Origin of the sequence: Enterococcus sp. DIV0170 (assembly GCF_051710765.1) — a bacterium.
Lineage (GTDB): Bacteria > Bacillota > Bacilli > Lactobacillales > Enterococcaceae > Enterococcus_A > Enterococcus_A raffinosus.
In genome coordinates this window covers 1,163,433-1,173,992 of sequence record NZ_JBIOLG010000002.1, presented here as the reverse complement: position 1 = coordinate 1,173,992, position 10,560 = coordinate 1,163,433, and the positions used below count along the sequence as shown (strand labels likewise).

The window sequence follows — 10,560 nt, the reverse complement described above, 5'->3', positions numbered from 1 at the left end:
TCTTTAATCTCCGCCAAGCGTTCGAAATTCAATACAGGCGTTCCTTTATACGCGCCGTGAGCGGTTCCAATTGAGATGGCTAAGGAATCGACGTCCGTCTCTTTGATAAAGCGTTGCACATCTTTGACCTCTGTATAGATCGAATCGGTGGTTTCGTGGTTTTCATAATTCGTGCCGGCGCCTACATGGCCTAATTCCGCTTCGACTGTTACGTTCTTTTGATGGGCGTATTCCACGACTTTTTTAGTGATCTTGATATTGTCCTCTAAGCTTTCCTTCGAGGCGTCGATCATGACGGAAGTAAAGCCCAAGTCAATCGCGCGTTTAATGAAATCAAAATCTTCACCATGGTCTAAGTGTAAAACAACCGGGACAGAAACCTTTTCAGCTAGATACTTGCCGATTAGCGCAGCCTCCTCCAACGAGATTAAATCCTTGTGAGCTTGTGCGAATGGCAGCATCAATGGTTTATTTAATTTTTCCGCCACAGTGACAAACGTCCGAGCAGAATCCAGATCGATAAAGTTTGTTGCAGGTACTGCATAGCCTTCTTTACTCGCCTTTAACAGCATTTCTTTCGAGTTTACTAACAAAAGAATCCTCTCCTTTTTTACATTTGTAAATTAGTATTTACTTTTGTAAAAAGTGTAGTATCATTAAGTAGAAAAGTCAATGGCATTCAGGGATATCATTTGATATAAAAAAAATAGAATCGGAACATATGTTACACGATAAACAGGAGGTCGATGAGAGTGCTGGATAGAGAAGATTTAATGTTAAAGGCTGCTGTGATGTATTACGAAGAGGAAGCCACACAAAGTGACATCGCCAAAAAATTGAAGATTTCACGCCCCACCGTTGCTTCATTGCTGCATGAGGCCAAAGAAAAAGGCGTCGTGAAAATAACGATTCAACACAGTGAGTTGCATCTATTGAAGCTGCAGGAACGACTATTAGAAAAATATGGATTAAAGAACATTAAAATCGCCGCAAAATCGCAAAAAAATATGAAGGCTGCGGCCGGAAAGCTCTGTGTCGATCTGATCGAACCGATGCTGGAATCCATCAATAAGTTAGGGATCGGCTGGGGCTCAACGCTCCATGAGTATGTCGAACAGGCCAATATGCTGAACCTCAACCACTTAAAAATTACACCCTTAATTGGAGGAATCGGTCTTTCAGAGGTGCGTTTTCACTCGAATCACTTAGCCTTTATCTTATCTGAAAAATATCATTGCGAGGTTTCTTATTTTTACGCGCCGGCCATCGCCGATACCTTAGAAATGAAGAAAACGCTGCTTCACACAGAGCTGATCAAGGACGTGATCGAAGAAGGAAAGAAGGTGGAGCTCGCCATCCTAGGTGTCAGCGACCCGATTCGCTCTTCCACCTATAAAAAATTGAAATATATTTCAGAAGAAGAGGCCGAACTGCTTAAAAGAGAGCATGCGATTGGAGATATTGGCAGTACGATTTTTACTGCGGATGGTACTCCGTTAAAAAAAGGCTTCTCCCAACGTCTCCTAGGCATTGAGCTGAAGGATATTCAGAAGATTCCTCGTGTCGCGATCGTCGCGACTGGAAAAGACAAGGCTGAAAGTGTTCATACCTTGCTGAAAATGAATTTTATTACTGACTTAATTATTGATGAAGAAATCGCTGAGCTTTTGTAGCTCAGCGATTTTTTGTGGTTCATGAACTATTAAGAAAATATTAGGCTAAATGGAACGCAACTCCCTATTTTCAAGAACTTCAAAAATCTTCCCAGGTCCTTTCACACGAAAAACATTGCTAAATTAACATCCACCGACTAAGCATACAATCCTCTCCATTGTCAAAGTGCCGAATTCTGCATTTGGCCCTGAATTTTGCAGAGTATTTGGCGCTTCTACTTTTCAAAAGACGATGAAATCAGGATTCTTCAAAAAAAATTAGTCGCTGCCCCTGCAAAATTGACCCCTAAATGTAATTTTCACGGTTTTGACCTAGTTTTGTTTTGTGCCTTATCGTTAAGTCACCGGCCGGAACAAAAAAACACATGGAGGAATGAACATGATCCAAAAATTAAGTACCAAACTACAAGTCCACTTGTCTGTCCCAGGAGTGGAAAAATTAAAGAAAGTCACTTTTTCAAACGTTGTGGAAAACCCAGAGGAAGCAGAAATCATCAAACTAGGGGAAATCATGACGGAGCTAGACCAAGACGGCACCTTGTTAGATGGCGTAATCATCACCAGCCAATCTCGTGTGACAAAAAATTAGGAGGAAACTAGATGAAAAAACTTGTATCGATCTTTAAAACCAGCGGTGGTCGCTCACAAACGTGGAGCTATCCAAACCCAGGAGAAGGCAAAGCGCCAGAGGATGTTCGTAGTATCTTAGAAAAAATGACGTTACTTCATTTATTCGATAGAGAGGGCGAGAAGCTTTTCAACGAAGTCGTCAGTGCTAAGTATGTAGAAACTGTCGAAACAATCATTTTCTAATCAACGAATTTTAGGAGGCGCGGCTTAACAGTCGCCTTCCTCTACAAAAAAGGAGGAGACCTTATGAATGAACAAACCCTTTCGTACCGCCAATTGTTCCATTTGAAATCAACAACCTTAGAAAAACGTATCAAAGAGTATTACTACAGTACACAAAACAGCAGCTTAACGATTAAATACATTCTCACTTTGAAAATACGGCACCAGCTAGGTGCGGAAGAGTTTGCTTTCATTCTAAAAGATCTTATCCGTGAGATTTTCATGAACACGAAAGCTACTCGCACCATGAAGCGCTTCTTCTACTACTTTCAAGATTACTTCATGGCACCGGAGTGGCAAGCCTTAAAAATGAGAACCTTCCCTGTCCGTAATTTCGGTGAAAAAGCCGTGTCCCTTGTCCGTTCCTTGATCGCAAAAGTACGTCCCAATGAAACGAATGAACCTTGATAGAAGATGACCTACGCAAATACGCAAAAAAATTTGAGAAAGGAAAAGAAGGCTATGAAACAGGATTTAGTGGCAACCTTCACCAACAGTTTAGGAAAGACACATGACTGGAAATATAACAATTTAAAGAATGATCTGCCAATACCAGTGATCAAAGAAGCTTGCGAACTCTTAACGACATTGGATATTTTTGAAGAAAATGGCGTAAAACTATTTGATTCCGTGGTGACAGCCAAGATCATTACTACCAAAGAAACTGAGATTTTTGATACTACCAATGAAGCCAATAAAATTACAGACAACTCCGAGTCCCTGTGCAGAGGCACGAACACAGCTCAGCGAACACCAGCTGAACACGTACAAAATACCGTTGTGGAGACAGCAAAAGCACCCGCAGACAAGCTAATTCGCCAACATTCATTAATAGAACCAACAATACTAAAACATAAACACACATCATTTAAAGACAATACTGCCTGTGCCGAGCCTGCGTTCCCTCCAGAGTATCTTCAGCCGCCGCTGCTTTCAGCCGAAAACACAAGGACACGCCAGCGTCTACTGTCTTGGCTTCGTGGGAAGAAGCATCGAAACAAAGAAGGCCCCCAATCTCAGAACCATTCCCAAAACTAAATTCTGCCCTTCTCAAATAAATTAAGCGTAGGTCATTTGATCAATTTTTTGAACTCTTTTTTGAACATTGAAGGAGCCTTCGACAAAAAATGAAAATTTCCTTTCTCAAGATTTGTTCATCAAAAAAGAAAACGCATTGAGCCTTAAAAAGACTCAATGCGTTTATCCATGATGTTTACTTTCCCTCCGCCACCTCTGAATGGTTTGGACCAACAAACGCTTCATAACAGGGGTTAGTAGTAGATAGAAGACGATATTCCCAACAGCGTGCATCGTATCCACCGGAATGCCTGCCAAATAATAAGGTAAAAAAGCCGATATTCCAAGAAACGGGGCTTGAATTAGTGAAATAAGGAACCCAAAGAGCAACCCAGTGATTCCGGCATAAATAGCTTGTAGAAGGAGACTCGCCTTAAACTTAGGAATTCTTTTTAGCAAACTCGTTAGCAAAATAAGCAAGAAGTACGTAGCGACCTGAGCGATCGTCCAAACGCCCATCCCCATGTAAAAATTAGTAATGAGGATAGATAGAATGCTGACTATCAAGCCTTGATAGGATCCCCAGTAAATAGTGATGATCAATAGGATCGCGGTAACCGGCTGCACATTCACGATAAACTGAAAAAAAGTCCGGCTAACTACACACAAGGCAACCATCATAGACAGCAGGCTTAATTCCTTTACACCTAACGAAAAGGTGGAATAGATGCTTCGACTAGAATTGTTCAAGCTTGAACACCACACGATCGCCATTCTTCAACTTCGCGTCTTTTGCTCCTACATTTACCTGTTCATCATTGATCGTGAATACCCAGTATTTATTGTTTTTGGCATCCTGCGCGTGCCCATCAATTGCGGTAATCATCCCTTCATCATCTTCAATCGAATAATTTTCCTTTAGCACATCAAACAAGGACTCGCCATCCTTAAATGACAGGTCTTTTTTCGACAGCTCTTTTTCCCCATCCAGCAAGGTTATGCTTGTCTTCATCGCTGCTTTCTCGCTGCTGGCTGCGACCTTTTCTGTTGATTGAGACGTGTCCGTTGACCCCGCTTGTTTTGATTCGCATCCGCTAAATAACAGCAAGCTCAATAATAATACAAAAACCAGATTTTTTCTTTTCATGCGTCAATCCCCCTTAAATTCTTAAAAAAGACACCCAAACGAACTGGGCGTCTTAAAGCTGCTTTTGAAACAAACGACCCTGATATTGCTTGTTTTTATCAATCAAGTGTAGTGTCTGACTTTGCCTTACGCATCACAGTAGAAAGGGACTGTAAAGGAATTTCACCTTTTTCCTAGCAGCTGATTGAATTTTATTCTATTTTTTACTCGCAAAGTGCTTCTATAAACGAAGAAAACGAATTTCCCTACATTCAAAATAACAGATATAGCTCTTGAAATAAACACTAATAAGACAATCTCATGTTATTTTGCGAGACAAAACAAATAAGTAATACGAAGTAGGAAAAATTTGCCTTTTATACACTTAGTTTTCTTCACTCCGTACCTCCTTTTCATAACATCTCGAAAACTACTAGGAAAAAAATTTTCAACTAGCTTTTTCTTCTTTTTGCTTTTAAAGCTTAGATACACAAGTAAGATTCAGAGTGTTTTCGGGATTCTTTGATGTATCTTCGAAAGTTATTGTATTTGAACGAATAGTTGAGATTTCAAAAGAATAATTGGAGATAATAGTAGGTCTATTCTCAAAACCGGCTATTTGTATTTGGAGAATATTATCATGAATAGAATACGTTCCATAAGTGTCTGTTTTAATATTATTTCTTCTTCCCTGAATGATACTTGATGTGATGGTTCCATCATTATTAAATGTTAAGATAACAGAATCATTATACCAAGAGTATTTTTTTAATGTTTCTAAAGAGTTATTAAAGTCGAAGGTTTGACTCTTTTCTTCAACATAGTCAATGTTGGTATAATTTTCACCAGTATAGTCGGTATCACTTGCTAAGATCTTCTCGACTTCTTTGGGGTCATTTTTAGTTACCTCGATTGATTCTAAAGCATCGTTTTCTTTAGAAATGCTTTTGGGTGAACACCCGGCTAATACAAAACCGATTAATAATATCGGTAGGATCATTTTTCTGTTCAATAGTTCTCCGTCCTCTTCTGAAGTGAATAATCCCCGTACTTGAAACGCCCACACCAAAGTCTAAAATCAACAGCTTAAGTATATTTACTACACCGAGTTTATTCCTTACATAACGTTTTATAGGTTTTCAGGCAGCTGATGCTATCTTTGTTTCCAAACTCTCTCTACATATTAAGGAACAAAAATAGAATCAAAATCTTTCCGTTTTTTCTGACGTTAGGTAATTATACTTTAATCTTGATTTAGTTTTTATTCAACCTTCCAAAAGACAATGTATGTTTTTTAATCTATTGGCTATAAACTTCCAATATACACTTTTAACTAGTCATTTTATAGTACGCCGATTTTATAATTCATTTTGTCTCCCTGAATGATATTTTCATTGACCTAAACATAAACCCATAGGCAGAATAGTTACTCTTTCACTGAATTGATAGTACAATGATCAATTACTAAAAAATCTTGAAGGGTTTGATAACTGACATGCCAAAAATAGAACGAAAAGCCCATGAAGTCGAGGCGGATCTTGAAGAAGATATTGAGATTCAGGGGAAGCGATTTCGGCTTTATTTTCAAAATAGATACACGATTCTTTCGCTGACAGTTGATTTGCTGACGGGGTTCTTTTACATTATCGGCAGCGTGGCCGCATTGACATCCATTCCTGATCGAATCGGCATGTACTTCTATTTAGCGGGCTCGATCTTTCTAACGATTCGACCGATTCTTCGGATTATCAAAAATATTTTCATTTACGATGATCTGAAGGCTGAAAAAAAGAAAAAAGATGCTCACACGTGATGTCTCTCTACTCAGAAAAAGGAGCTATATTATGAACTACTTAATCTTTGGTCTGGAAATCATCGCGATTGTCCTTTGGCTGTTATTCGGACAGCACTCATTATTGTCCGCGATCATCGGAATAGTCGTCATTATCCTTATTTCTCAGTTTTTACATAGGTGGCTGCATGCGCGGTAGTAATAAAACAGCGGACCATTTCATTACTTAGATGGTCCGCTGTTCTATTACCTTCATTCACTCTTTAATTTTTTTAAGAAGTCAATGCTCAATCCTGTAACCTCATAAACTTACTCTATACTAAGTCCTGTTTTCAACAATTTAACTGCAAGGGTTCGACGTTCTTCTTCACGACCTTGCACCTTGCTCCTTTGCTTCTTCTATCGCCGTTGCTAACACTGCATCATGGATAGCTTTAGACTTATCGATTTTCATGATCATCTCTTTTTCCTCGCTTTCCAATGCTAAGAAATCGGTTTTTCTTTTGGCTTCTTGGATATAATCGGGGGCATCGTTTTTTGTTTCGCCAGTTTTTAAGAAATATTGCCAATGATATTCCGCACTTCGTTTATCGATATGCGGATTTTTCAAGCTTAAAAAGCACAGCATCAGCAGCTCCTTGGTTTCTTTATTCAAGAATGGTCGATAGGTTTCTTCATTCAACAATCGAAACAATTGCAAAGCTTGTTCCTGTTTATCAAATAGATGAAAATCTATGCTATTGATACCATAAGCTGGCCGCAGGCTTGAAAAATTATTTTTCTTCTCTACTTCTGTAGCTTATTGGTTGCCAAAAGGAGAACGAAACGCTTCTGACAAATAGAAAACAGAGCGCTCGTGGAAAAACGCGTGCGACTGAATCTGACATTCGATCGTCGTATGACTGCCATCATCAGCAATGGCTAAAATATCTACCTCGGTCCGAAAGATATCGGTTTCTTCGTAGGATTTCTTATAGCTGTCTATATGGTACGTTTCTTTTGGCTTCAGGGTCTTGAATTCTATACCTAACAAATCTTTGACAAAAGCTTTTAGAATATGCGAGGAATCTTCGGATGTCAGCATCTTTTTTGAACAATAGGTCATTGGTGGGTAAATATTTCTGCATGATTTTCCTGCCTTTCAAATAGCTCGCTATTCCAAGCCGAAAGACATTTCTTGCCTTCATTATAGCATGCTATCAACGTTCTTCTCTGCTAAAATACGCGGAATGAGGCGGTTTTAGCGAGGAAATTCCTTTTTGTTTTGCTGATACATAAAAAAGTTTTGAAGACATCTCGTGATGTCCTCAAAACTTCTTTCCTGTTTCTTTTACCCAAAATCATACAGATCATGGTATTTTTGATAATTGATCATTCCTAGCGAGGTAGTAAATAATCGCGACTTTGCTTCAAGTTCAATGCGCAATTTTTCAAATTCCTTGCCAGTATGTTTTTTTGGTTCGTTTTCTTTTCTTTTTGGATCAAATAATTCCTTCATCATGGATTCCTCCTTTAGCCTCTCTTTTCAGGGAGGCGGACAAATACTACGTCAATTCTCTGAAAAAACTGGGGCTTCCACTGCTGGTAATGCTTTCGTCATCCACAAAAATTCAATCTCATGCTTTGTAAAAGGGAACAATACTCGGTGATAATCACGCTTCAGGTAAAACAATTGAGCTGTTTTGCGACCGGTTAAAACGATTCTGAAGTGTCCTTGCTCTTGGGCAAATTCTTCTACACGTGTCATTAATCGGTCCCCAATATGTTGTCCTTGAAACGCTGGTGAAACCGCTACTTGGCGTACACGAGCGATACCGAAAGGATACAACTGGATCGCTGCGGTGCCCACCACTTCCTCATTTTCAATTGCGACAAAGACATGCAGCTTCTTTTCTTTGTCCCAATCGATCTTTCCGCCTAATACCTGTTTCCGCAATTTCACTGCGCTGGTATGTTCTTTGCTAAATAATTCAGCCATTTCAATTCTCATTGTCAACGACCTCCTTCTTATTTCTGTCGTTCTTTACCAATTCTCCCAATCGCTATTATCGGGCTGATCATGGGGCCCCTTTTTCTGAGGGCCTTCGTGTGGATCAACAGCTCCGGGACCAAAAGGACCAGGACCAAAACCGCCTCTGCCAAATTGATTTCGCATTTGTTCCTTCCATGCTCGTTTTAACTTGCGACGATCAGCTGGCGACATCCGACCAAATTCCTTCATATGAGGATCAAACTGCATGCGCATCGCTTTTAAGGCTTCGATCGCTTCAAATGGGTCATTTGGAAACTCCGGACGACCGCCGAAATCTTCACTCCACCCATCAATCACCTTATTCAACAATTGATCTAAGGTTTGCATTTCGTCGTCGGTTAAGCCTGCAAAAAATTCTTCTGACCGTTCCTGCGGTTTATTCACATTGGCTTTTTCACGACCGATTTCGGTGATATAGATTCGTTTGATGCGCTTATCCTGTTCATCTTCTCGACGCTCGATTTCGCCGCGACTTTCCAGTTTATTCAAAATTTCTGTAACGGAGCTTGGTCGCATATCCAAGATTTCCGCTAGAACACCAGATGTTACCCCGTCTTCTTCTGCTAAAATATCTAAAACCAACTGCTGCGTTGGCGCGCTCTTCTGACAATTACCAACATCCATTAAACGACGACTGGCGCTTCCTACATAGGATAATCGTTTTAATAATTCTTTTGTATACTCACTCATCGCTAGTCTTCCTCCTTTTGATTCGGTACCTATATTTTAGGTACCTAACCTTTTAACTTGAACCCAGTATACTTCGGTACCTAATCATTGTCAATGGATTAAATCAAAAAATTTTACATTTATTTGACGAATTAAATGGAAAAAGGACTTCTCCCTTGTATTTTTTATTTGTTTACTATCTATTGGTAATACCCAGAATGACCAAATTTAGCGAACGCTACTGCTATAGAGGTTCTTAACCTTCCTTTTTTAAGGTGGATTTATCAGTCTATCATGAAAAATTGTTCTGCTAATTTTTATAAGAGATATGATATACTAACTCTTAAGAAGTAAACAAAGTTTACTAAAGAAGGTGAAATTATGGCAACAATACAAGATATAGCTGATGAAGTTGGTATTTCTAAAGCAGCCGTTTCTAGAATCCTTAATAGAAAAGGTAAATTTAATGATAGTACAAAGGAAAAAGTATTTCGGGTTGCAAAAGAATGGGGATACTCAATACCTGGAGAAAATCAAATTTTAGATGAAAAGTTTTTTAAAACAATAGGAGCTGTGTTTCCCACAGGACATATTGCTTATTACAGTGTTCTAGTCTCATTATTAGAACAAGCAGCCTATAGTTTTGGTTACAGTTTGATGATTTGTAGTTCTTTATATGATAAAGAAAAAGAAGAACTTTTTTTTGAAGAGTTAAGAGAAAAAAGAATTAGCGGAATCATTTATGGGAGCTTTACAAATGATGCCAATTTACCTATAGATGAAAATCTTCCAATTGTGACTATAGGACATCAGCTTTCCGAAAACATACCGACAATTAAGTCAGATAATATTTTGGCAGGAGTAATAGCAGCTAAACATTTAATGATGAAGAACTGCAAAAATTTATTATATATATCCGCCTATCAGGTAGGAGAATATAATGACGATCGATACAAAGGTTTTGCTGAAGAATTAGAAAAAAACGGTAAGAAACTCCGGTCTTACTTTACTGGAATTAATGAAAGAAATAAAGATGTCCCCAGTGTAATCACTCAAATGTTTATTGAGAATCCCGAGGCAGATGGCCTTTTTGTTGAATCCTATACTCTGGCTATTCAGTGTTTAAAAGTCTGTAAATCCTTGGGGATTGTTGTTCCCGAAGATCTAAAAATTGTTACCTATGGAAGTCAGATGTTAAGCTCCTATAGCTTTCCAGAGATAACAATGATCTCTGAAAATACAAATCAAATAGCCTATGAAGCAGTATCGTCTTTGATTGATATCATTGAAAAAGATAGTGATGAAACTTCTGATATACGGAACAAACAAATTATTATACCTGTTGCCTTGATTGAAAAACAAACGACATAAAACGAGTGAACTAGTCTAAAGACAGTAT

Annotated in this window: 17 protein-coding genes; 8 read left to right on the top strand and 9 right to left on the bottom strand. The window is 38.8% G+C overall.

Annotation, left to right across the window (positions count from 1 at the left end; all coding sequences use genetic code 11):
- Positions 1-593: class II fructose-bisphosphate aldolase (locus tag IGI50_RS21070; protein WP_438778426.1), on the bottom strand; the 593-nt coding region annotated here is incomplete at its 3' end.
- A 159-nt stretch (positions 594-752) separates the two neighbouring features.
- On the opposite strand from IGI50_RS21070, the gene IGI50_RS21065 reads away from it, so the two are divergent.
- The 5 genes from IGI50_RS21065 to IGI50_RS21045 all read left to right on the top strand — a co-directional run bounded on the left by IGI50_RS21065 (position 753) and on the right by IGI50_RS21045 (position 3,563).
- Positions 753-1,673 carry a sugar-binding transcriptional regulator gene (locus IGI50_RS21065; protein WP_010744053.1) on the top strand — a complete coding sequence of 307 codons (921 nt, stop codon included), beginning with the start codon at positions 753-755 and terminating at the stop codon, positions 1,671-1,673.
- Between the two features lie 379 nt (positions 1,674-2,052).
- A complete protein-coding gene (locus IGI50_RS21060) occupies positions 2,053-2,262 on the top strand; it encodes a hypothetical protein (protein WP_010744070.1) in 210 nt (69 codons plus the stop codon).
- 11 nt (positions 2,263-2,273) lie between these two features.
- Complete coding sequence (locus IGI50_RS21055) at positions 2,274-2,486, top strand: DUF2922 domain-containing protein (protein WP_438778425.1); 213 nt, start codon at positions 2,274-2,276, stop codon at positions 2,484-2,486.
- Between the two features lie 63 nt (positions 2,487-2,549).
- Positions 2,550-2,933, top strand: a complete 384-nt coding sequence (locus IGI50_RS21050; RefSeq protein ID WP_438778424.1) for a hypothetical protein — start codon at positions 2,550-2,552, stop codon at positions 2,931-2,933.
- Between the two features lie 54 nt (positions 2,934-2,987).
- Positions 2,988-3,563, top strand: a complete 576-nt coding sequence (locus IGI50_RS21045; RefSeq protein ID WP_438778423.1) for a DUF2922 domain-containing protein — start codon at positions 2,988-2,990, stop codon at positions 3,561-3,563.
- 162 nt (positions 3,564-3,725) lie between these two features.
- On the opposite strand, the gene IGI50_RS21040 is transcribed toward IGI50_RS21045, so the two are convergent.
- The 3 genes from IGI50_RS21040 to IGI50_RS21030 all read right to left on the bottom strand — a co-directional run bounded on the left by IGI50_RS21040 (position 3,726) and on the right by IGI50_RS21030 (position 5,680).
- On the bottom strand, positions 3,726-4,316 hold the full coding sequence (locus IGI50_RS21040; RefSeq protein WP_438778422.1) for an ECF transporter S component: 591 nt from the start codon (positions 4,314-4,316) through the stop codon (positions 3,726-3,728).
- A complete protein-coding gene (locus IGI50_RS21035) occupies positions 4,279-4,689 on the bottom strand; it encodes a DUF4430 domain-containing protein (RefSeq protein WP_438778421.1) in 411 nt (136 codons plus the stop codon). Before IGI50_RS21035 ends, IGI50_RS21040 begins: the two co-directional genes overlap by 38 nt.
- A gap of 454 nt (positions 4,690-5,143) precedes the next feature.
- Positions 5,144-5,680 (bottom strand): hypothetical protein, encoded by a 537-nt coding sequence (locus IGI50_RS21030; protein WP_438778420.1) that lies wholly within the window; start codon positions 5,678-5,680, stop codon positions 5,144-5,146.
- Positions 5,681-6,163: 483 nt separating this feature from the next.
- On the opposite strand from IGI50_RS21030, the gene IGI50_RS21025 reads away from it, so the two are divergent.
- Positions 6,164-6,481, top strand: coding sequence for a YrhK family protein (locus tag IGI50_RS21025; protein ID WP_438778419.1), 318 nt, complete (start codon positions 6,164-6,166; stop codon positions 6,479-6,481).
- A 31-nt stretch (positions 6,482-6,512) separates the two neighbouring features.
- On the top strand, positions 6,513-6,659 hold the full coding sequence (locus IGI50_RS21020) for a hypothetical protein (RefSeq protein ID WP_187373415.1): 147 nt from the start codon (positions 6,513-6,515) through the stop codon (positions 6,657-6,659).
- Between the two features lie 168 nt (positions 6,660-6,827).
- On the opposite strand, the gene IGI50_RS21015 is transcribed toward IGI50_RS21020, so the two are convergent.
- The 5 genes from IGI50_RS21015 to IGI50_RS20995 form a co-directional block, all read right to left on the bottom strand.
- Complete coding sequence (locus IGI50_RS21015; protein WP_438778418.1) at positions 6,828-7,160, bottom strand: hypothetical protein; 333 nt, start codon at positions 7,158-7,160, stop codon at positions 6,828-6,830.
- A gap of 99 nt (positions 7,161-7,259) precedes the next feature.
- The gene (locus tag IGI50_RS21010; protein WP_438778417.1) at positions 7,260-7,565 is read right to left on the bottom strand and encodes a PD-(D/E)XK nuclease family transposase; all 306 of its coding nucleotides are present in this window, start codon (positions 7,563-7,565) and stop codon (positions 7,260-7,262) included.
- Between the two features lie 225 nt (positions 7,566-7,790).
- Entirely contained in the window at positions 7,791-7,961 is a 171-nt protein-coding gene (locus tag IGI50_RS21005; RefSeq protein WP_010744040.1) for a hypothetical protein, read from the bottom strand.
- 48 nt (positions 7,962-8,009) lie between these two features.
- Positions 8,010-8,450, bottom strand: a complete 441-nt coding sequence (locus IGI50_RS21000; protein WP_028021078.1) for a GNAT family N-acetyltransferase — start codon at positions 8,448-8,450, stop codon at positions 8,010-8,012.
- Between the two features lie 33 nt (positions 8,451-8,483).
- On the bottom strand, positions 8,484-9,182 hold the full coding sequence (locus IGI50_RS20995) for a MarR family winged helix-turn-helix transcriptional regulator (RefSeq protein WP_438778416.1): 699 nt from the start codon (positions 9,180-9,182) through the stop codon (positions 8,484-8,486).
- A gap of 360 nt (positions 9,183-9,542) precedes the next feature.
- Here IGI50_RS20995 and IGI50_RS20990 point away from each other — a divergent pair, with 360 nt between their 5' ends.
- On the top strand, positions 9,543-10,532 hold the full coding sequence (locus IGI50_RS20990; protein ID WP_438778415.1) for a substrate-binding domain-containing protein: 990 nt from the start codon (positions 9,543-9,545) through the stop codon (positions 10,530-10,532).
- Positions 10,533-10,560 lie beyond the last annotated feature (28 nt).